General features: G+C 68.7%; 15 protein-coding genes. 5 read left to right on the plus strand and 10 right to left on the minus strand.

Features of this window, described 5'->3' with window-relative positions:
• Nucleotides 1–60 precede the first annotated feature (60 nt).
• Nucleotides 61–1,542: an MFS transporter gene (locus AC3WLZ_RS12750; protein WP_492470277.1), complete on the plus strand. Its 1,482-nt coding sequence runs from the start codon at nucleotides 61–63 to the stop codon at nucleotides 1,540–1,542.
• Between the two features lie 6 nt (nucleotides 1,543–1,548).
• On the opposite strand, the gene AC3WLZ_RS12755 is transcribed toward AC3WLZ_RS12750, so the two are convergent.
• The 3 genes from AC3WLZ_RS12755 to AC3WLZ_RS12765 all read right to left on the minus strand — a co-directional run bounded on the left by AC3WLZ_RS12755 (nucleotide 1,549) and on the right by AC3WLZ_RS12765 (nucleotide 5,578).
• Nucleotides 1,549–3,444 (minus strand): helicase HerA-like domain-containing protein, encoded by a 1,896-nt coding sequence (locus AC3WLZ_RS12755; protein WP_492470278.1) that lies wholly within the window; start codon nucleotides 3,442–3,444, stop codon nucleotides 1,549–1,551.
• Between the two features lie 9 nt (nucleotides 3,445–3,453).
• Nucleotides 3,454–4,158, minus strand: coding sequence for a phosphatase PAP2 family protein (locus AC3WLZ_RS12760; RefSeq protein WP_492470279.1), 705 nt, complete (start codon nucleotides 4,156–4,158; stop codon nucleotides 3,454–3,456).
• An 82-nt stretch (nucleotides 4,159–4,240) separates the two neighbouring features.
• Nucleotides 4,241–5,578 (minus strand): multidrug effflux MFS transporter, encoded by a 1,338-nt coding sequence (locus AC3WLZ_RS12765; protein ID WP_412925290.1) that lies wholly within the window; start codon nucleotides 5,576–5,578, stop codon nucleotides 4,241–4,243.
• A gap of 225 nt (nucleotides 5,579–5,803) precedes the next feature.
• Between AC3WLZ_RS12765 and AC3WLZ_RS12770 the strand changes: the two genes are divergently transcribed.
• Both AC3WLZ_RS12770 and AC3WLZ_RS12775 read left to right on the plus strand, forming a co-directional pair.
• The gene (locus AC3WLZ_RS12770) at nucleotides 5,804–6,511 is read left to right on the plus strand and encodes a thioredoxin-like domain-containing protein (RefSeq protein ID WP_412925291.1); all 708 of its coding nucleotides are present in this window, start codon (nucleotides 5,804–5,806) and stop codon (nucleotides 6,509–6,511) included.
• A gap of 1 nt (nucleotide 6,512) precedes the next feature.
• Nucleotides 6,513–7,184 (plus strand): DUF305 domain-containing protein, encoded by a 672-nt coding sequence (locus tag AC3WLZ_RS12775; protein WP_492470280.1) that lies wholly within the window; start codon nucleotides 6,513–6,515, stop codon nucleotides 7,182–7,184.
• Between the two features lie 72 nt (nucleotides 7,185–7,256).
• Here AC3WLZ_RS12775 and AC3WLZ_RS12780 read toward each other — a convergent pair whose 3' ends face one another.
• From AC3WLZ_RS12780 to AC3WLZ_RS12790, 3 genes are all read right to left on the minus strand, one after another.
• On the minus strand, nucleotides 7,257–8,234 hold the full coding sequence (locus tag AC3WLZ_RS12780; protein ID WP_412925293.1) for a carbohydrate ABC transporter permease: 978 nt from the start codon (nucleotides 8,232–8,234) through the stop codon (nucleotides 7,257–7,259).
• Nucleotides 8,231–9,583, minus strand: a complete 1,353-nt coding sequence (locus AC3WLZ_RS12785; protein WP_492470281.1) for a carbohydrate ABC transporter permease — start codon at nucleotides 9,581–9,583, stop codon at nucleotides 8,231–8,233. Before AC3WLZ_RS12785 ends, AC3WLZ_RS12780 begins: the two co-directional genes overlap by 4 nt.
• 123 nt (nucleotides 9,584–9,706) lie before the next feature.
• Entirely contained in the window at nucleotides 9,707–11,035 is a 1,329-nt protein-coding gene (locus AC3WLZ_RS12790; RefSeq protein WP_412925295.1) for an ABC transporter substrate-binding protein, read from the minus strand.
• A gap of 233 nt (nucleotides 11,036–11,268) precedes the next feature.
• On the opposite strand from AC3WLZ_RS12790, the gene AC3WLZ_RS12795 reads away from it, so the two are divergent.
• Nucleotides 11,269–12,276 carry a LacI family DNA-binding transcriptional regulator gene (locus AC3WLZ_RS12795; protein ID WP_412925296.1) on the plus strand — a complete coding sequence of 336 codons (1,008 nt, stop codon included), beginning with the start codon at nucleotides 11,269–11,271 and terminating at the stop codon, nucleotides 12,274–12,276.
• Between the two features lie 50 nt (nucleotides 12,277–12,326).
• Here the strand turns inward: AC3WLZ_RS12795 and AC3WLZ_RS12800 are convergent, their stop codons facing one another.
• From AC3WLZ_RS12800 to AC3WLZ_RS12815, 4 genes are all read right to left on the minus strand, one after another.
• The gene (locus tag AC3WLZ_RS12800; RefSeq protein ID WP_492470282.1) at nucleotides 12,327–16,895 is read right to left on the minus strand and encodes an ExeM/NucH family extracellular endonuclease; all 4,569 of its coding nucleotides are present in this window, start codon (nucleotides 16,893–16,895) and stop codon (nucleotides 12,327–12,329) included.
• A gap of 206 nt (nucleotides 16,896–17,101) precedes the next feature.
• Nucleotides 17,102–17,488, minus strand: coding sequence for a 50S ribosomal protein L7/L12 (gene rplL / locus AC3WLZ_RS12805; RefSeq protein WP_058232706.1), 387 nt, complete (start codon nucleotides 17,486–17,488; stop codon nucleotides 17,102–17,104).
• A 38-nt stretch (nucleotides 17,489–17,526) separates the two neighbouring features.
• Nucleotides 17,527–18,042 (minus strand): 50S ribosomal protein L10, encoded by a 516-nt coding sequence (rplJ, locus tag AC3WLZ_RS12810; RefSeq protein WP_138177968.1) that lies wholly within the window; start codon nucleotides 18,040–18,042, stop codon nucleotides 17,527–17,529.
• A 407-nt stretch (nucleotides 18,043–18,449) separates the two neighbouring features.
• Nucleotides 18,450–19,418 carry a hypothetical protein gene (locus AC3WLZ_RS12815; protein ID WP_492470283.1) on the minus strand — a complete coding sequence of 323 codons (969 nt, stop codon included), beginning with the start codon at nucleotides 19,416–19,418 and terminating at the stop codon, nucleotides 18,450–18,452.
• A gap of 323 nt (nucleotides 19,419–19,741) precedes the next feature.
• Here AC3WLZ_RS12815 and AC3WLZ_RS12820 point away from each other — a divergent pair, with 323 nt between their 5' ends.
• A complete protein-coding gene (locus AC3WLZ_RS12820; RefSeq protein WP_492470284.1) occupies nucleotides 19,742–20,416 on the plus strand; it encodes a YqaJ viral recombinase family protein in 675 nt (224 codons plus the stop codon).
• Nucleotides 20,417–20,477: the final 61 nt, after the last annotated feature.

Raw genomic sequence — 20,477 nt, forward strand, 5'->3', positions numbered from 1 at the left:
CCGCCCCGGAGCGCCCCGGTCGACTGGAAATCGCCGGACGATCCCGGTAGGGGTAGAAGGATGAGCCAGCAATCCCCCGCGGCATCCGAAGCCCCCCGTCTCGAGGTCGACGACGTCATCGTCGTCGACAAAAAGCGCGTTCGCACCGCTATCGGCGGCACCGTCGTCGGCAACTTCATGGAGTGGTTCGACTTCGGCATCTACGGCTACCTCGCCGTGACGCTCGCCGTCGTCTTCACGTCCGACCTGCCCGAGCCATGGGGCCTGCTCGTGACCCTCCTGGGCTTTGCGATCTCGTTCCTCGTGCGTCCCTTCGGCGGTTTCGTCCTCGGTCCCCTCGGCGACCGCATCGGGCGCCAGAAGGTGCTGTTCCTCACGATGGCGATGATGGCCGCGGCCACCGCCCTCATCGGTCTGCTGCCCACCTCCTCGGCGATCGGACTGTGGGCGATCGTCCCGCTGTACCTGCTGAAGATGGTGCAGGGCTTCTCGACGGGCGGCGAGTACGCCGGCGCGACGACGTACGTCTCGGAATTCTCCCCCGACCGCAGCCGCGGCTTCTGGTCGTCATGGCTCGATGTCGGCTCCTACGTCGGGTTCGCCGCGGGAGCCTCGGCGGTGGCGCTGACCACCGTCGTCACGACCGCGATCTCGGGCGATGACGCGATGGTCGAGTACGGTTGGCGCATCCCGTTCCTGCTCGCGATTCCCCTCGGCATCGTCGCGATCTACTTCCGCCTTCGCATCCCCGAGACGCCGTCCTTCGAGCAGACCCACGCCGCCGAGGCCGCCCAGCAGAGCAACTCCGACGACCCGATGGCCCGGCAGGGGCTCGCGGGCATCGTCCGCCACCACTGGCGCGCGCTGCTCATCGGCATCGCGCTCGTCGCGGCGACGAACACCGCCGGATACGCCCTCACGAGCTACATGCCCACGTACCTCGAGACGGAGGTGGGCATCTCCAACCTCGGCGCAGCGGTCGCGACCGTCCCGGTTCTGATCGTGATGTCGGCGGCACTGCCCTTCATCGGCAAGCTCAGCGACCGCATCGGCCGCAAGCCCGTCTACGCGATCGCGGCCGGCTCCGCGCTCCTGCTGCTCGTCCCCGCGTTCCTCATCATGCAGATCGGCGAGCTGTGGGCCGTCGTGGTGGCGCTGTTCCTCGCGGCCGTGCCGGTCGCGTTCTACGTCGCGATCTCGGCATCCGCTCTGCCGGCGCTGTTCCCGACGGCCTCGCGCTTCGGGGCGATGGCCGTGGCGTACAACATTGCGGTGTCGCTGTTCGGCGGGACGACCCCCCTGTTCAGTCAGGCGCTCATCGAGTGGACGGGGAACACGCTCATGCCCGCGTTCTACATCATGTTCTTCGCCGCACTCGGTCTCATCGCTCTGATGTCGATGCGCGAGAGCGCGCGCCGACCGCTCCTGGGGTCCGTCCCGGCGGTGGAGACCCCCGCCGAGGCCGAGGCCGTCGTCGCCCGTCAGGACGACGACCCGCTCATCGACACCTCGACGATGCCCCTCGAGGTCCGCCGGGGCTGATCCGGATCAGCGGCGGCGACCCGTGCCGAAGATGCCTCGGATCACGCCGTTGAGGATCGTCTTCGTCGACCCTCGGCCGAGCAGATCGTCCAGCGGCCCCGCGGACGGCGTCGAACGCCGCGCGGGTGCGGCCGTGCTCTTGAGGAGCCGGTCGTACTCGCGTTGCGCCTTCTTCTGCGCTTCCGCGTGCGCCTTGTCGATCGCGGCCTTCTGCTTGGCGTACTCCGCCTCGTCGGCGGCGGCCCGCTTCGCCCGTTCGGCGGCCTCGCGCGCCTCGGTCGCCGCCTGCATGCGGGCCGCGAGGATCTCGCGCGCCGACTCCCCATCGATCGGGGTGCCGTACTGCGCGAAGAGGGGGGATGCCGAGACCGCGGCGGCGAGGTCGGTCGCGGGAATCGGCGACATCGACGCCCGCGGCGCGAACAGCCGCGTCCACGCGACCGGGGTCGGCGTGCCGCGCTCGTCCATGACCGTCACGATCGCCTCGCCCGTTCCGAGCTCCTGGAGCACGCGCTCGAGGTCGTATCCCGACGCCGGGTACGTGCGGACGGAGGCGCGGAGGGCGGTCGCGTCGTCGGGGGTGAAGGCGCGCAGAGCGTGCTGCACGCGCGAGCCGAGCTGCGCGAGCACGTCGCCCGGGACGTCCTTCGGCGTCTGCGTGACGAAGAAGACGCCGACACCCTTCGACCGGATCAGCCGCACCGTCTGGGTGATCGCCGCGAGGAACGCCTTCGAGGCATCGCGGAACAGAAGGTGCGCCTCGTCGAAGAAGAACACGAGCTTCGGCTTGTCGAGGTCGCCGACCTCGGGCAGCACCTCATACAGCTCGGCGAGCAGGTACATGAGGAACGTCGAGTAGAGCTCCGGGCGCGACGCGACGTTCGGCACCTCGAGGAGGCTCACCACGCCCTCGCCCTGGGCCGTCGTGCGCAGGAAGGCGGAGACGTCCAGCTCGGGCTCGCCGAAGAACGTGTCCGCCCCCGCGGCGGAGAACGCGACGAGCTCACGCAGGATGACACCGGCCGTCGCGCCGGAGAGCCCGCCGAGGTCCTTCAGCTCGCTCTTCCCCTCGTCACTGGTGAGGAAGGTCAAAACGGCGCGCAGATCGGAGAGGTCGACGAGCGCCAGACCCTTCTCGTCGGCGTAGTGGAAGACGAGACCGAGGCTGGACTCCTGCGTGGCGTTCAGCCCGAGCACGCGGCTCAGGAGCAGCGGCCCGAAGCCGGACACCGTCGCGCGCACCGGGATCCCCGACCCGGCGTCGTCGCCCAGCGCGTAGAACTCCGTCGGGTACGCCCGCGGGGACCAGTCCTGTCCGAGCGCGGCCGTGCGAGCGAGGAGCTTCTCACTCGCGACGCCCGGGGCGGCGATACCCGAGAGGTCGCCCTTGATGTCCGCCGCGAAGACGGCCACGCCGTTCGCCGACAGCTGCTCGGCCAGCAGTTGCAGTGTGCGGGTCTTCCCTGTTCCCGTGGCTCCGGCGACGAGGCCGTGGCGGTTTGTCATCGCGAGGGGGATGCGGACGGGAACGGATGCCACGGGCTCACCGTTCACCAGCACGCCGAGGTCGAGGGCGGGCGCTGTCCCGGTGTATCCCGCGGCGATCGTGGCGACCTGCGCGTCGGTGAGCGGAGCGGCCGCAGCCGGGAGCGGCGCCGCGGGTGCCGCCGGCGGCGTCTCGACCGCCGGCTCCGCGGGAACCGTCTCCGCGGGAACCGGCTCCGCGGCCGCGTGACCGCTCGTCGCGGCGCGGGCACGTGCGGCGGCGGCTTCCGCCGCGGCGAGGTCGGCACGGGCGCGGGCCAGGCGCAGTTCCGCCTCCGCGGCTTCGGCCTCGGCACGCAGCCGCGCGAGTTCGGGGTCGTCGGCGGAACCGGGAACGGACGGCGCTGTGTCGCTCATGCCGTCAGCCTAGGAGGGCGCCGACGACGCGGCATCCGGAATCCGCCGACGGCGGCGGAGCGTGGCCCGGTCGTCGTCCCGCGCACGGAGACGGGAGAAGACCACCGCCAGCACGAGCGCGGCACCGGCACCCACGAGCGCGCCCCCGACGGTGTCAGAGAGCCAGTGGGCGTGCAGGTACGTGCGGCTGAACGCCATCAGGACGATCCACGCGGCCCCGGCCACGCGCACCCACACCGTGGGGAAGACGATCGCCGCCACGACCGCGATGGTCGCCGCATTCGCGGTGTGTCCCGAGGGGAAGGAGCCGTAGTCGGCCAGCACGAGGATGTCCTCCGGACGCGCGCGGCCGAACGTGTGCTTGAGCACCTGGACGAGCAGCGCGCTTCCCGCGGACGCCGCGAGGAAGTACACCGCCGTCCACCGCCGCCCGGTGAGGAAGAGCGCGAGCGCTCCCCCGAGCGGGACGATGAGGATCGCGGTGATGTATCCACCGACCTGGTTCATCGCCAGCGCGATCGTGAGCAGCGGCTGGAGGGGCGCGGACGCGAACAGCTGGTTCCACCACACGTCGATCGCGAAGGGACTCGGCCCGCGGAAGTACACCCAGGCGCCGAGTCCGCACGCGAGAGCGATGAGCACGAGACCGAGGACGGCCCGCACGCGCTCGGAGCGCACCGTCACGATCGGCGGGTACTCCGGATGCAGGTCCATCGGCCCATGATGCCCGTCCGATCGGGTTCCGGGGAGCATCGGGCCCGCCGACCCGCCCTCTGCTACTGTTCTCGACCGGCGCTCAGGGCGCGAGACGGGCGACGGTGCGAGGACGCACCAGAAGCCAGAGCGCGAGGACGCCGATGATCGCGCAGCCCACCATGACGGATGCCATGGTCGTGGCGGTGATACCGGTACCCGTGGCGAGCAGACCCACGACGGGCGAGATGACACCGGCGATGCCGAAGTTCGACGCGCCGATGATCGACTGCGCCGTGCCCGCGGCCTTGCCGTGCCGGTCGAGCGCGAGCACCTGCGCGCACGGGAACGTGAAACCGCACGATGTCATGAACAGGAACAGCGGGATGACGGTTCCCCAGAGTCCGAAACCGAGCTGATCGAACACGACGATGACGATCCCCCACAGCACGAGCGACGCGGTGGAGAAGGCGAGCACCCACTGGGGTCCGAACTGCGCCGCGAGCCGGGACGCGACCTGCACGCCGATCACGAGACCGACCGAGTTGGCGGCGAACAGCACCCCGTACTGCTGCGCGTCGAAGCCGTAGCTCTGCTGGAACAGGAAGGACGACGCCGACAAGTACGAGAAGAGACCGCTGAAGGTCATCGCCCCGATCACGAGGACCCCGACGAAGACCCGGTCACGGAACACGCTGGCGTACCGCTGCCAGACGGTCGTCGCGCCCTTGCCTCCGCGCCGCGCAGCGGGCAGCGTCTCGGGCACGAAGGCGATCGCGGAGACGAGCATCACGGCCCCGTAGGCCGCGAGCACCCAGAAGATCCCGCGCCACGGCATCACCGAGAGCAGCAGCGACCCGGCCAGGGGCGCCAGCACCGGGGCGACGCCCGAGACCAGCGCGAGTCGCGAGAGCATGACGACCAGACGGCGGCCGCCGAAGAGGTCACGGACGATCGCGGCAGCGACGACACCGCCCGCCGCTGCGCCGGCCCCCATGAGGACGCGCGCGATCGAGAGGGTCCCGAGGGTCGGCGACAGCGCGGCGAAGACGCTGGCGGCCACATGCAGCGCGGTCACGGCGAGCAGGGGAATGCGGCGACCGACCTTGTCGCTGAGGGGACCCACGATGAGCTGCCCGAGCGCGAAGCCGATCATCGTGCCGGTCAGCGTCAACTGGATCGCGGCCGCCGAGGTCTGGAAATCGGCCTCCAGCACGGGGAACGCGGGGAGGTAGAGGTCGATGGTGAACGGGCCGAGGGCGGTCAGTGCACCCAGCAGCACGATGTAGAGGACACGACGCCGCGCCGAGATGCTGTCGCCCGGGTGAAGGACCACCGGGGCGGTCTCGGGATTGCTCCCGAGCGCGCGGATGGCACCCGTCGTCGGGGAGCCGCCACGGGAGGAGGGCGGGATCACGGGCTGAGAGGCGGTGTCGAGCACGGCGTCCGTTCGTTTGCAACACGGATTGCCCGGCGGCAGACCGGGCGGAAATTTCGGGGGGCATCGAACCTCGAATCGATTCGACGTCGTTATCTTATCGCGCGATCTCGGCCGATCACCACCCCCGTTCGGGGGTTGCTCTCAGGTCGTCTCCGCATTCACCCGCATAGGCTAGGCGCATCGCCCGCCGAGCCTCCCGCCCCAGAGAGAGACAGCACACACCGCATGAGCCCCTCCCCCGACAAGCGCACGAGCGGCAACCCCGCCACTCGGGCCGACATCGACCTGACGGTCAAGCAGCAACGCGAGCAGAAGCGTCAAGAGAAGCTCGCCGAGTACCAGAAGCAGATCGCGCGTCGCAAGCGCAGCAAGGTGGTGTGGTGGGTCGTCGGTTCGACGGCCGTCCTGGCCGTGATCGCCGTCGTCGTGGCATCCTTCGTCTTCGCTCCCGCTCCGGCGCCCAGCTACCAGGCGGGGAACACCACAGGACGCGAGATCGACGGCGTCCAGACGTTCCAGAACCGCTCCGACCACGTGCAGGGGTCGGTCACCTACGAACAGACCCCGCCCGCCGGTGGACCCCACAATCCGTACTGGCTGAACTGCGGTGTCTACAGCGAACCGCAGCAGAACGAGAACGCGGTGCACTCCCTCGAGCACGGCGCGATCTGGATCACCTACGACCCGGAGCGCGTCGACGAGGCCGGGATCGACACGCTCAAGGCCGTCCTGCCCTCCAGCTACGCGATCCTCTCGCCGTACCCCGGGATGGACACCCCCGTCGCGGTGAGCGCGTGGAACCACCAGCTCAAGGTCGACGACCCGGCCGACCCGCGCATCAAGGAGTTCTTCACCGAGTACTGGCGCAGCCAGAACGCGCCCGAGCCCAACGCCGCGTGCACGGGCGCGATCGACGGTCCCGGCAGGGAGTGAGGTGAGCGACGACGCCCCCGTCGCCCGCCCCACGACGCGACGCCTCGTGGTCGCCGTCGCGGTCGTCGCGCTTCTCGCCGTGGCCTTCGCCGTCGGACGGTTCACGGCGTTCGGCGCGACGGCGGCACCGGTGACCCCGTCCAGCACGTCCGCCGACGCCGGCTTCGCCCGCGACATGCAGGTCCACCACACCCAAGCAGTGCAGATGGCGATGGAGATCTACCGCAAGACCTCCGACGATGAGCTGCGCACCCTGTCGTACGACATCGCGACGACCCAGTCCGGCCAGCGCGGCGAGATGTTCGGCTGGCTCGTGCAGTGGGGCGTCCCGCAGGCGTCGTCGCAGCCGCTGATGCAGTGGATGGCTTCCTCCGGCGCGCACAGCCACGGCGACACGTCGGCGCTGTCGCAGGACGACCTGCTCTCCCAGATGGGGATGGCGACGGATGCCGAGCTCGATCAGCTGCGCGACCTGGACGGACAGCCCGCCGACTGCCTCTTCCTCGATCTCATGATCCGGCACCACCAGGGAGCCATTCCCATGGCCGAGGCCGTGATCGAGCTGGGCAGCGATCCGCGCGTGAAAGAGGTCGCGCAGGCGATCATCACCGGCCAGTCCGCCGAGATCGACGCGATGCGCGACATTCAGACCCGTCTGTCCTGCGCGGGCTGACGCGTCCCGCACACACCGAAGGGCGTGGCATCCGATCGATGGATGCCACGCCCTTCCGTGTTCGTGCGAGCGTCAGCCCTTCGTCGCTCCGGCGAGCAGGCCCCGGACGAAGAAGCGCTGCAGCAGGAAGAAGACGATCAGCGGAACGAGGATCGAGATGAACGTTCCCGCCGACTGCAGGAACCACTGGTCGCCCCACGTCCCCGACAGCGAGTTCAGCGATTGCGTCAGCGGTAGCGAGGACGATGGCGCGAAGATCGTCGCCACGAGCAGGTCGTTCCACACCCAGATGAACTCCAGCACCGCGAACGACGCCAGCGCGGGAGCCGCGAGAGGCAGGATCAGGCGGAAGAACACCTGGCCGTGACCCGCGCCGTCGACACGGGCCGCCTCGATCACCTCGTGCGGGATCTCGGCGATGAAGTTGTGCAGCAGGAAGATGGCCAACGGCATCGCGAAGATCACGTGGGCGATCCACACCGTCGCGAAGCTGTGCTCGATACCGCGCAGCTCGAAGCCGGGGAAGATCGTCACGTCGTTGATGGTGAGTCCGCGCGAGAACAGGCTGAGCAGCGGAACGAGGGCCATCTGCAGCGGCACGATCTGCAGCGCGAAGATGAAGATGAAGAAGAAGTTCCGGCCCTTGAAGTCGATCCACGCGAAGGCGTACGCGATGAGCGACGCGATCGCCAGCGCGAAGAACACGACCGGGATCGTGATCGCCAGCGAGTTCAGGAACGACGCGGCCAGGGTGAGCGCCGTCCCGCCCGACGTCAGCGCGAGACGATAGTTCTCGAGCGTGAACGACGGGTCGACGAAGGCGGTCCACCATCCGGTCGACTGGGTGTCGGAGCCGGGGCGGAACGAGGTCACCAGGAGGCCGAAGGTGGGGATCGTCCAGAAGAACGCGATCGCGATCGCCGCGATCGTCGCGCCCTTGGAGGTGAGACGCTTGCGCGCCATCGCCTCGTGGCGGCGCGTGTCGCGGGCGACCTGACGGGCCGAGCGTGTGTCTTCGGTGGGCTCGAGCACCACGGTGGAGGTGGTCATCGCACTTCCCTCTGCTTCCGGATCTGACGCACGTTGAAAATGATCAGCGGCAGGACGAACAGGAACAGCACCACGGCCAGCGCCGCGGAATGCCCGTAGCTCTGGAACCGCTGCTGCTGGTTGACCATCTCGAAGGCGAGGACGGTGGAGTCGTTGCGACCACCGGTCATGACCGCGACGATGTCGTAGATCTTCAGCGCGCCGATGGCGATCGTGGTGAGCACCACGATCAGCGACGAGCGGATGCCGGGAACGGTGACGTTGATGAAGCGCTCCCAGGCGTTCGCGCCGTCGAGTTCGGCGGCCTCCATCTGCTCCGGCGGGACGGCCTTGATCGCGGCGGACAGAATGACCATCGCGAGGCCCGTCTGGCTCCAGATGAACACCACGACCAGCAGGAGGGTGTTGATCAGCGGGGTCGCCGCGAGCCACGACACGGGATCGCCGCCCAGACCGGTCACGATCGCGTTCAGGATGCCGATCTGGTCGCCCTGGCGGAAGTCGTAGACGAACTTCCAGATGATGCCCGCACCGACGAACGAGATCGCGAACGGCATGAAGATGAGGACCTTGAGGAACCGCTCCCCCGCCGCGCGGTCGATGAAGACGGCGTAGGCCAGGCCGATCGCGGTGGCGAAGGTCGGAGCCAGGAGCACCCAGATGAGGGTGTTGATGACCGACCAGAAGCCCTCCGGGTTGGTGAACGTCCAGACGTAGTTCTCGAAGCCGACGAAGTTCTCGCCGGTCTTGTCCATGAACGACTGCACGAGCGTCGACAGCGCCGGGTAGACCAGGCCCATGAGCAGCAGGATCGCGGCCGGTGCCGCGAACAGCACCAGCTGGAACAGGTACCCTGCGCCCTGACGCGACCGGTAGTCGGCGTAGAACAGGATGCCACCGAGGATGACGGCGATCCCGAGGACGTAGATCACGGCGTTCTGGTACGGGCGAAGCAGCATGAACGCCAGGATCGGGATGCCGAAGCACGCGACCAGTCGGAGCCAGAAATATCCCGTGCCCGACCGCGGTGCGTACTCGATGAGGAGCAGCAGCAGACCCACGACCGCGCCGAACACGAGGAGGATGAGCGGGATCTGCACCAGCGGATTCATCCCGCCCAGCGTCTGGAAGAAGCTGTTGAGGGAGATGCCGATCGTCGTCGGCCTGGTCTCGGACGGTGCCCGCGTGACCATGAAGAGGAACAGTGCCACCGCGGCGATGAGCGCGATGACGACGACCATCAGGGTCGTCCGATGCCTTCGTGCGAGATCGCGGGCTGCCGTGGCGGCATCCGGCGCCTCGCGTCGGGGAGATGCCGAGGGCTTCTCCGCCTGCCTGAGCTGGGTCATGACTTCCCTCCCGAACACACCGTCGTGTTCATCGTCGGACGGGCCGCACTGCGGCACCGTGAGGCTTACGGTACCGGTGGACCGCCCGCCGAAGCGGACGGCCCACCGGTCAGGGGATCGAGGTCAGTTGTTGTAACCGGCCTGGATGTTGCTGAGCACCTCGTCGGTGGGCGTGCCGTCGATCCAGCTGACCATGCCCTTCCAGAACGAACCGGCACCCACGGTGGCCGGCATGAGGTCCGACGCGTCGAAGCGGAGCGTGGTCTTCGGGTCCTGCAGCGTCTTCATCGCCTCGGTGAGGAACTCGCTGGAGGCCAGGGACGGGTCGGCACCCTTGTTGGCGGAGATGACGCCGCCGAGCTTGACACGGGCATCGGCGAACTCGGGGGTCGACATGTACTCGACGACCTTCTGAACGCTCTCGTCCTCGGAGAAGGCCGCAACGAACTCGCCGCCACCCTCGACGGCCAGCTCGCCCTCCTTGACGCCCGGGAGGAGGAACGCGTAGACATCACCGTCGGGGGCGATGGTGGGCGTCTCACCCGAAGCCGTCTTGACCGTCAGGAAGTTGGCCGAGAGGAAGGACGCCTGGTGCGTCATCGGGCAGCTGCCGTCGGCGACCTTGGCGGCGACGTCGGCGAACGCCGTCGAGTTGATGCTCTTGACGTCACCGAAGCCGGCGTTGACGTACGACGGGTTCAGAAGGATCTCCCCCACCGCGTCGAAGGCCTGCTTGATCTGCGGGTCGGTGAACTTGACCTCGTTGGCGACCCACTGGTCGTAGACCTCAGGACCGGACTGACGCAGAACCATGTCCTCGATCCAGTCGGTGCCCGGCCACCCCGAAGCGGCGTCGGACGCGAAACCGGCGCACCACGGTGCGGCACCCGTCTTCTGCTGAATCGTCTGCGTGAGGGTGAGGAGTTCGTCGAACGTCTTGGGAATCTCGACGCCCCACTCGGCGAACTTCGCCGGCGAGTACCACACGTAGCCCTTCAAGTTGGCGAGCATCGGAGCGGCGTAGAAGGTGCCGTCCTCGGTGCCGTACGACTTCCAGTCCTCGCCCCAGTACTCGTCGACATTGGCCGAGACGGCGTCAGAGGCCTTCTGGACCTCACCGGTGCCGATCAGGGTCTTGAGCAGGCCGGGCTGCGGAACGATGGCGATGTCGGGAGCGTCGCCGCCCGACACCTTGGTGACGATGTTGCCCTCGAAGCTCTTGTCACCGGTGTACACGACCTTGATGCCGGTGTCCTTGGTGAACTGATCGAAGCTCTGGTTCAGCGCGTCGGCCTCGGTACCGGTGATGCCGCCGGAGATCCGAACGGTGGCCCCCTCGCTGGAACCGCCGGAGCCGCTCGAGTCGCCCTCGGCGCAGCCCGCGAGCGCGATCGCACCGACCGCCAACAGCCCGACGGGAGCCAGGAGGCGATACCGCTGTGACATGCCCATGTGATTTCTCCTCTTTGAGTTCTGTGCATCGGAACCTGTCGGGAACCGATTCCAGATCACCGTAAGGGAGAACAACGCGTTGCGCAACAATCTTTGGTCACGAGTCAATAACTGGCGGATTCCCGCGCCCTTTCGCCGCGTCACGGTGCAGGAACCGGTTCCAGTTTGTGGAATTGTCGGATACTCTTTCTGACGTCGACACGGACGTTGACCAGCTTCAAGGAAGACGGCTCATGAGCGGAATCGCCGATGTGGCACGCCTGGCGGGCGTGTCCAAGTCGACGGCAAGCCGCGCGCTGACAGGCGGCGGCTACGTCTCCGACGACACACGTCGGCGCGTCACCGACGCCGCGGCATCCCTCGGCTATGTCCCTTCGACGAGCGCCGTGAGCCTGGCAACGGGCCGCACGCGCACGGTGGCGCTCATCGTCCCCAAGGTCAACCGCTGGTATTTCGGCGCCATCATCGAAGGCGTCGAACGCTCGCTCATCTCGCAGGGGTACGACGTCACGCTCTACGTCGCCGAGCCCGGTTCCCGCGACCGCGAGAGCCTGTACTCCACGTATCTCGCGCGCAAGAGATTCGACGGCATCATCGCCGTCGCGCTCGAGCCCGGCGACACCGACCTCGAGCGCCTCCTCGCGATCGACAAGCCGACGGTGTGCATCGGGAACCCTCTGCAGGGCATTCCGACGCTCGGCCTGGACAACGTCGGCATCACCCGCATCATCACGCAGCACCTCATCGCGCTGGGGCACACCGACATCGCGTTCGTCGGCAGCACCCCGCCCACGGACGCCCCCGCGCGCGACGTCGACGAGCGCTCGATCGGGTACCGCAACGCCATGGCCGACAGCGGGCTCGCGGTGCGTATCCGCAACGTCCCGTCGACACTCACGATCACCGACGCGTACGCCGCCGCGGCATCCTTCCTCGCCGACGCGGCCTCGCGGCCCACCGGTGTCGTCGCGGCGTGCGACGAAGTCGCGGTCGGCGTCATCATCGCGGCGCGCCGCATGGGCATCTCCGTCCCCACCGAGCTGAGCGTGGTCGGCATCGACGGGCACGACTACGCGGAGATGTTCGCATTGACGACGATCGAGCAGTATCCCGGAGCGCAGGGCGTCGAGGCGACGCGTCTGCTCCTGTCGATGCTCGAGGGCGAGGAGCCGCCACCCCGGAGCACCGTCGACACGCGGCTGGTCGTGCGCGCGTCGACCGCTCCCCCGCGCGCACTGTGACACGAACGGGACCCCGGATGCCAGGCATCCGGGGTCCCGTCGCATGTGGGTCAGTCGGGCTGTCGCACCGACCGGCGCCGCACCACGACGCCGAGACCGAGGAGCGCCAGAGCGGCGAGGACACCCGCGCCCAGCCACGCCCCGTCGGTGCCGGTGACGGCCAGCGAGCCGCCGGACGGCGCGTTCTCACCCTCACCCGCACCCGCGCCCGGGTCGACGACCCGGAGCGGCACCGTGACCGACGTTCCGGTGGGCTGCGCCATGAGCTGCAGGTCGAGCGCGTCGGGGGCGGTGGCGGGAACCGCGACCGTGACCGTCGCCGCGCCGCCGACGACCGGGACCTCGACGGTCTGACCGGCGCCGAGCGTCGCCGACAGCGACGTGTGGGCCGGGGCACCGAGCGACGTGAGGTCGAGGTTCGAGACCGCGAAGGTCGCCGATCCGCCGCGCTCCACCTGGGCGGGGACACCCGAGACCTGCACCGCGCGGGCGGTGAAGTCGGGGGTGAGACCCGGGTTCTTCCGCAGGAAGTCGAACCAGCCGTCGCGGTCGATCAGACCGGAGTCGCGGGTGTCGGTCCCATCGCGGAACACCGAGAAGCTGTCGCCGCCCTGGAGGAGGAAGCTGAACGAGCCGACGCGGTACTCGGCGGCCGGGTCGACGGGGGCCCCGTCGATCCAGATGCCCGACACGCGCTGCCCCGCGGGCCGGGACGCGTCATAGGTGTAGCGGACGTTCTCCGACACCCCGAGCGCGAGGTTCGTCGTCCCCCGGCCCGATGCATCGCCCCACTGCTGCTCCAGCATGAGCCGCAGCTGGTCACCCGTGAGGGTCGTCGTCCACAGGTTGTTGACGAACGGCAGGACCGCGTTGGCCTCCGCCACGGTGATGACGCCGTCCTCCCCGTAGAGCAGCTCGTCGCGCAGACCGCCCGGGTTCACGACGGCCAGGTCGGCTCCGCCCAGAGCCGGGTCCGACAGCTTCCAGAGGAGGGCGTCGGCCACGAGCCCGCCGAGCGCGGACGGCTTGGAGCGGTCATCCCGCTTCCCGCCGGCGTACACACCGTCGACGTATCCACCCTCCTGGAAGGCGGTGGTGATGTCGGCCGTGACCGACCCGACGGGCACCCGGCCGACGACATCCGCTTCCGCGCGCGCCGCGGTGACGATGTCGTTGACCTCCTTCACCCGGGGGTAGGTCGCGATCAGGCGCGCGTCGAGTTCGGCGCTCGTCTCGGGCTTGACCGCGGCCAGGCGCGGCACGTTGCGAACCGTGTAGTCGACGACGTCACCGGCCTCGTCCACCTTCAGCACGATCTGCCCGATGTTCTCGCCGTAGCTGCCCGTCTGCAGGATCGGGCGCGTACGCTCCGCACCCGGGACAGGGGCTTCCCACGCGTACTTCGCATGCGTGTGCCCGGTGAAGATGGCATCCACCGCCGGATCGGTGTCGTTCACGATCCTCGCGAACACCCCGCCGTCGGCGACGGCCTGCTCGAGCGTCGCGTTCGCGTCGCCCAGCTCGGTGCCCTCGTGGTACTGCGCCACGATCACGTCGACCTGGTCGTCGATCTCGGCCACGACGCGGTTCACCTCGGCGACGGGGTCACGGAACTCGATGCCGACGATCCCGCTCTGCGTCACCAGGGTGGGGGTCTGCTGGGTGACGGCACCCACGACACCCACGCGGACGCCGTCGACCTCGAAGATCGCGTAGCCCGGCAGGATCGGCTGACCGTCCTTGAAGACGTTCGCGGCGAGGTAGGGGAAGTCCGCAAGGTCGGAGACCCGACCGGTGAGGTCGTCAGCACCCTTGTCGAACTCGTGGTTGCCGGTGCCCGACGCGGCCAGGCCGAGCGCGTTCAACACGTCGATGGTCGGCTTGTCGCCGAACTCCGACGAGGCGAACACCGAGGCGCCGATGTTGTCACCGTTGGAGAGGAAGAGCGAGTTGTCGTCACCGTACTCGTCGCGCAGCTGCTCGATCGTGCCGGCGAACTTCACCGTGTTGGCATCGAGGCGGCCATGGAAGTCGTTGATGCCGAGAAGGTTGATGTCGGTCGTCGACGACAGGTCCAGACCCACGATCACCGGGTCGTGGTCACTGGAGCGGTAGGGCGAGGTGTCGTAGAAGTTCAGCGCGTTGTAGTTGTAGCGGCTGTACTCCAGGGCGAGCGCCTCGACGGCGTTGATGTTCCAGATGTCGGTTCCGGTGACCAGCTCGCGCGCCGAGGGCGACGCCAGGATGTGGTCGAGCGAGCCGGATTGCCCGTCGTACGAGTACGAGTACTTGCCGGTCCCCGCCTCGAGCGGCTCGAAGCCGAACGAGCGGAGCTTCTCGATCGGGTCTTCCTTCGTGTAGGCGTTGAAGTCGCCGAGGAGGAACACGTCGTCCGTACCGACCGCGGCCGACCGCTCCTTCGCGAAGTTGCCGAGGGCGTCCGCCTGGCGAACGCGATCGCCGTTGAAGGCGCCTTGCATTCCGTCATCGGCGTTGTCACCGGTCGCGTCGTCGCTCGACCCCTTCGACTTGAAGTGGTTCACGATCGCGAGGATCTTGGCATCCGGGTCGCCGACCGGGGCGAACGCCTGCGCGAGCGGCTGACGCGCGTTGGCGAACGCGGGGTCGTCCAGGATGACGCTGTCGCCGACCGGTGCCACCACCGCCTTCTTGTAGATGAAGGCGGTGCGGATGACGTCCTCGGACGCGGGCCGGGCTGCGGGCGAAGGCACGAAGGCCCACTGCTCCGCACCGAGAGCCGCGTTGAGCGCACCGACGAGGGTCGACAGCGCCGCGTCGCGGTCCTTGCCGAACTGCGCCGAGTTCTCGATCTCTTCGAGCGAGACGACGTCGGCGCCGAGGCCGTTGATGGCCGCGACGATCTTCGCCTGCTGCCGCTGGAGGTTCTCGTCGTTCGCCGCGCCTCGCGGACCGTTGTTCGGGCACGTGTCCGCGGTGATCGGGTTGCCCGCGCGGTCTTCGTAGGTCGAGGTGCAGCCGACGCTCTCGGCGGTCGTGGTGAAGTAATTCAGCACGTTGAAGCTCGAGATCTTGACGTTGCCGCCGACAGCCTCGGGCGCGCTCGTCCGCGTGTTCTCGAACGATGCGGGCTGGACGGTACCGGCGTTGGCGACGGTGAGCTGCTCGGTGGGCTGGAACGTCCACACTTTGTTGCGGAACTCCAGGATCACCGGGGTTTGGAACGTCACGGCCGCGCCGACGCGCACCGGATTCTCGAGCGACACGTACGGCAGCGGGTCGTTCTTACCCGTGGTGAGGTAGTTCACGGAGGCGCCATCGTCGAGGATCACGCCACGGGCCGCGTTCTCGGCTACCGCGGTGTCGTACTCCTCCGTCCCCGGGCGCGCGACGTCCGTCGGGGTCCGCAGCGGCGTCGTACCAGCGGCGAGCCCCAGGATGGCGAACCGGTTGGTGTCGTAGTTGTCCGTGACGGTGAAGTCGCCCGTCGGAGCGAGGAGCATGCCCTCGAACTTCTCGCGCTCGTCTTCGGTGGCGGGCCAGGCGATCGCGGCGGGCTGGACGGCCTCAACGAGCTCGTCGAGCACACGCACTCCGTCCGCCGCCGCGGAGATCTCGGTCAGGGAGTTGTACTCGGACACCTTGCCCGTGACCTCGACGTAGTCGCCCTTGTTCACCGTGGCCGTCGCGGCCGATCCGAAGACGAAGAGGGCGTCGGACGCGGTGTGCGTGGCCAGGTCGATGTTCCCGCCGGTCCCGGGCGTCTGGATGTAGAAGCCGTTGTATCCGCCCGTCGGGTAGGCCGCGGTGACGACGCCCCGCGTCGTGACCGTGCTGCCTGCCAGCGGTGACGACGCACCCGTGCCCTGGATGTCGCGAATCGGCACGACCGTGCCGGGGGTCGTCGGCTCGTCGGTCGGAGGATCGGTGGGCTCGGGGTCCGTCGGCTCGGGGTCCGTCGGCTCGGGCGCGGGCGTCGTGCCCGAGGCCTGCGGCGTGACCGTCGTGGCATTGGTGAAGTCGGCGGAGTTGTCGTCGGTGTCGGCGAAGCCCGTTCGCACGAGCGAGTTCGGAGTCGTGGTCGACCCGTCCACCACAGCCGGAGCCGTTTCGAAGGACACGCCGGCGCCGTATCCGAGGAAGTCCACGACGCGGGAGTCGTCCACGTCCCCCGCGGGCAGGGCGAGCGATTCGGCGACGTTGGCGAGGAACAGCTGCCCGGTCGTACCCGACGGGTTCAGTCCCGTGCTCGTGAGGTCGGGGGTGGGCAGCTCGGCACCGTTCGTCCCGTTGCCGGGGAGCCCGATGAGGTAGTACCCGCCGGGCGCGATCGATCCGCTCAGCGGCTGCGTGTTCGCGCCGTTCGGGGCGGCGACGTTCGCTGCGGAGCGGTACTGCAGCGACCACCCGGTCAGGTCCTGGGCGGTGTCGCCGGCGTTGTAGAGCTCGACGAACTTCTTCGTGAACGGCGCGCCGGCGCTCCCGCCCTTCAGGTAGGCCTCGTTGATCACCACCCGGGGGCCGTCGGCGGCGAACGCGGGAGCAGGGACCAGAGCGGATCCGAGCAATGCGGCGCCGAGGACGGCGCTGAGGGTCGTGGTGAAACGGCGCGCGGGCGCGCGGGAGGGTGCGTGATGCATGGGTCTCCAAGGACCGACGCGCGACAGAGCGACGTCGGGTGGGGGGATCGACGGGGGGTCCCTTCGACCGTAAACGAAGACATATCGATTTCCCAGACTCGGATGTTTCGAGTCGGTGAACATCGGCCTCGCCGTCGCCCCCGGAGACGAACGAAGGCCCGGATGCCAGTGGCATCCGGGCCTTCGTCTCCGCGAAGTGCGGGGAATTACTTGAGGGTCACCGTGGCGCCGGCAGCCTCGAGGGCTTCCTTCGCCTTGTCGGCGGTCTCCTTGTTCGCGCCCTCGAGCACGGCCTTGGGGGCACCGTCGACGACGGCCTTGGCCTCGCCGAGGCCGAGCGAGGTGAGCTCGCGGACGACCTTGATGACCTGGATCTTCTTGTCGCCGGCGGCCTCGAGGACGACGTCGAACGAGTCCTTCTCCTCGACCTCTTCGGCGGGGGCAGCGCCACCGGCGGCGGGGCCGGCCACGGCCACGGGGGCGGCGGCGGTGACGTCGAACGTCTCCTCGAACGCCTTGACGAACTCGGAGAGCTCGATGAGGGTGAGCTCCTTGAACGCGTCGAGCAGCTCTTCGGTGCTGAGCTTAGCCATTGTGTTTCTCCTTGATCGGGATTGTCATCCGGGCCGGGTCAGGCCGCGGTGTCCTGCTTCTCGCGCAACGCGTCGACCGTGCGAACGGCCTTCGACGGAAGCGCCTGGAAGACGTATGCCGCCTTGGTCATCGTCGCCTTCATCGCACCGGCGAGCTTCGCCAGCAGGACTTCACGGCTCTCGAGATCGGCGAGCTTGTTGACCTCATCCGCGGTCAGAGCGGCGCCATCGAAGTAGCCGCCCTTCACCACGAGCTGAGGGTTAGCCTTGGCGAAGGCACGCAGGCCCTTCGCGACGGCGACGGGGTCGCCGTGCACGAACGCGATGGCAGACGGGCCCTTGAGCTCGTCGTCCAGTCCCGTGACCCCCGCGTTGGCAGCGGCGATCTTGGTCAGCGTGTTCTTCACCACGGCGTACTCCGCGTCCTGACGGATGTCGTTGCGCAGCTGCTTGAGCTGGGCAACCGTCAGACCGCGGTACTCGGTCAGCAGAACGGCAGTCGAGTTCTCGAAGTGCTTCGTGAGCTCGGCGACCGATGCGTCCTTCTGCGCCATGGCCACTCCTTGTGTGTACGAGGCGCTCCGCGGAAGCGGGGCGCCGGCCAAGACACCGGGCGACGGCAAAAAAGAAGAGCTCCGGCGCAGGCGCACGGAGCTCGGAATCCCGATCGGGACGAGTTACGTATACCTGCGCAGGTCCTCTGCCTTTCGGCAGACGCTTCGATCTTCGTGCACGCACGACGATGACCGGCGGTCTTTGGCTTGCCCCCACTGTACCCGGCATCCCCGCCCCCGCCAAATCCGCCGCGCCCCGCCGCCGGCCCGCCGCGCCCCTCCGCGCCCCTCCGCGCCCCTCCGCGCCCCTCCGCGCCCCGACCCGGCGCACGCCACCCCAGATCGCCCTTGTTTCGCGAGATGGCCTACATTTCGCCCGAGTCTCGAGTCCTCTCGACAAACGGGAGTCATCTCGACGCGCGCTTGGCGCCGGTCAGCACGCCGAACGCCCCGAGGCGCTCGGCGAGCGCCTCGGGGGTTGCGACGTCGGAGAAATTGCCGCGGCACACACGCCACTGAGTCAGGCCGCGGATCCAGTCCTCTCGCCTCTTCTCGTCGATCAGGACCTGCTCGAGCGAACGACCGCCGCGCATCGACGGGTCTCGGTACTTCACCTCACCGTCGAACTCCCAGAACGTGCGGATCTCCGGCAAGCCGATGTCGACGAAGTAGTCCGCGCCCTTCGGCCCCGGCACCGGGACCTGCAGGTGGAAGTCGCGGAAGCCGAGGCGAAACAACTGCAGCCGGCTGACACTCTCCCCGGGCAACTCAGCTCTCCCGTCCGCGAACTCGATGACCCAGCGAGCCCGCCGTATGCCCCGCACCCCCGGTCTTCGCGCAGCTCTCTCGCGCAGGCGTTCACGCCACGCTTCCTGGGCTACGGCATCGAAGCGTCGCGCGACCATCGATTCGCGTCGGAGTGCCGCGTCCGCGCACGCGACCGACGTCTCCAGAGGCATCGTCCGCGCGACATCGAAGACCGTGCGGTCAAGAGTCGTGCACGGAATGCCGTCGACCGACGTGACGTCCTCCCGGTCGATGAGGTCGAGATGACGACGGAGCCCCGGTCTACTGGTCGCCCCGACCTGGGCGGCCACCGTCACTTCCACCGGCCGGTCCGCGAAACGGTACTGCGGGAGCCCGTGTAGGACGCTGGCGGACAGGTGCGAGACCACCGCGGAGCCGTCGCGCGTGCGCCGCATTGCCGCGAGGATGAGCATTCGGTGCTGGTCGGCCGACCTCAGTCCGAGGTACGCGGCGCGATCGACGTAGACACCGGACTGGAGCCGAAGCCATCGGCCTCCACCCGTGGATTGCGCGAGTTCCGCGTCGGTCACGTCCCGTGAGATCAGGTCTTGCCGCGTGAACAAGTCCAACGTTGAACTGTCCCCCACCGCGCCTCCGTGCATCCCCCGATCGTGCCGCGCGCCTCCTCTCACGGCCCCGCGTCCTCCGGCATCCGTGGAGATTCTTCGCATTCCACCACCTGTGCAGGACCACTCTCAACGGTGCCGAGATGACCTCCGTTCCCCGAGAAGACCCGCAAACCCGGTTCACCTCGGGTCCATTCGGCATACACGGGTCATCTCGCCGCCGCGCGCTCAGCCACCACCGCCGCCGCCCCCGCCCCCGGGCCGAGCCCGCGGCACGCCGAGGCACCGGGCGGGACCCCGGGCGCCGCGGGGTTAGGGTCGAACGCATGTCCCCCGAGCTCGTCGCCTCCCGCAGCGCCGACCTCGAGGCGCGGATCGTCGCGGATTCCCGTGACCGGGTCGCGTGGATCCGGGCGCGTTCGCGCGGCATCACGGCGACCGACGTCGCGACCCTCACCAGCGCCAACGCGATCGCGCGGGCGGCGGATGCCAAGCTCCTCGGGTCGAACTTCTCCGGCAACGCCTATACGGCTCACGGCCGTCGGCGCGAACCCGAGATCGCCGCGTGGGTCGCGGCCACGCACGGCATCCAGCCCTCGTCGGCGCTGTATCACGCGGTCGTGGAGAAGCGTCACCTGGCGACCCCGGACGGGGTGGTCGTGGATGCCGAGGGGCGCATCGTCCTGGCAGAGATCAAGACGACGAACAAGTCGTGGCGGTCGATCCCCCGCACGTACCTGCGGCAGGTGTGGTGGCAGCAGCACGTGCTGGGCGCGGAGCGCACTCTGGTCGCGTGGGAGCAGCACGACGGATTCGTCCCCGTCGACGACGAGCCCCGATGCCAGTGGGTCGACCGCGATGAGAAGGAGATCGCCGCGCTCGTACGGCTGGCCACCTCGCTCATCGACGAGCTGTACCGCCGCACCACGGCGGGCCGCGCACCGGCACCGCGCCCCGAACCCACGGAGAGGTATCGCGCTCTCGCACTCCTCGAGGGATAGTTGACGCAAATCAAACATCCGGCGTATAGTTGATCTTCGTCAACTAACGCGCCGACGACGT

The sequence above is a fragment of the Microbacterium sp. FW305-3-2-15-F-LB2 genome (assembly GCF_058787255.1).

What these genes read in the sequence shown, in the direction of transcription:
- AC3WLZ_RS12750 (WP_492470277.1), top strand. Translation starts at nt 61, where the DNA reads ATGAGCCAGCAATCCCCCGCGGCATCCGAAGCCCCCCGTCTCGAGGTC.
- AC3WLZ_RS12755 (WP_492470278.1), bottom strand. Translation starts at nt 3,444, where the DNA reads ATGAGCGACACAGCGCCGTCCGTTCCCGGTTCCGCCGACGACCCCGAA.
- AC3WLZ_RS12760 (WP_492470279.1), bottom strand. Translation starts at nt 4,158, where the DNA reads ATGGACCTGCATCCGGAGTACCCGCCGATCGTGACGGTGCGCTCCGAG.
- AC3WLZ_RS12770 (WP_412925291.1), top strand. Translation starts at nt 5,804, where the DNA reads ATGAGCCCCTCCCCCGACAAGCGCACGAGCGGCAACCCCGCCACTCGG.
- AC3WLZ_RS12780 (WP_412925293.1), bottom strand. Translation starts at nt 8,234, where the DNA reads ATGACCACCTCCACCGTGGTGCTCGAGCCCACCGAAGACACACGCTCG.
- AC3WLZ_RS12785 (WP_492470281.1), bottom strand. Translation starts at nt 9,583, where the DNA reads ATGACCCAGCTCAGGCAGGCGGAGAAGCCCTCGGCATCTCCCCGACGC.
- AC3WLZ_RS12790 (WP_412925295.1), bottom strand. Translation starts at nt 11,035, where the DNA reads ATGGGCATGTCACAGCGGTATCGCCTCCTGGCTCCCGTCGGGCTGTTG.
- AC3WLZ_RS12795 (WP_412925296.1), top strand. Translation starts at nt 11,269, where the DNA reads ATGAGCGGAATCGCCGATGTGGCACGCCTGGCGGGCGTGTCCAAGTCG.
- AC3WLZ_RS12800 (WP_492470282.1), bottom strand. Translation starts at nt 16,895, where the DNA reads ATGCATCACGCACCCTCCCGCGCGCCCGCGCGCCGTTTCACCACGACC.
- rplL (WP_058232706.1), bottom strand. Translation starts at nt 17,488, where the DNA reads ATGGCTAAGCTCAGCACCGAAGAGCTGCTCGACGCGTTCAAGGAGCTC.
- rplJ (WP_138177968.1), bottom strand. Translation starts at nt 18,042, where the DNA reads ATGGCGCAGAAGGACGCATCGGTCGCCGAGCTCACGAAGCACTTCGAG.
- AC3WLZ_RS12820 (WP_492470284.1), top strand. Translation starts at nt 19,742, where the DNA reads ATGTCCCCCGAGCTCGTCGCCTCCCGCAGCGCCGACCTCGAGGCGCGG.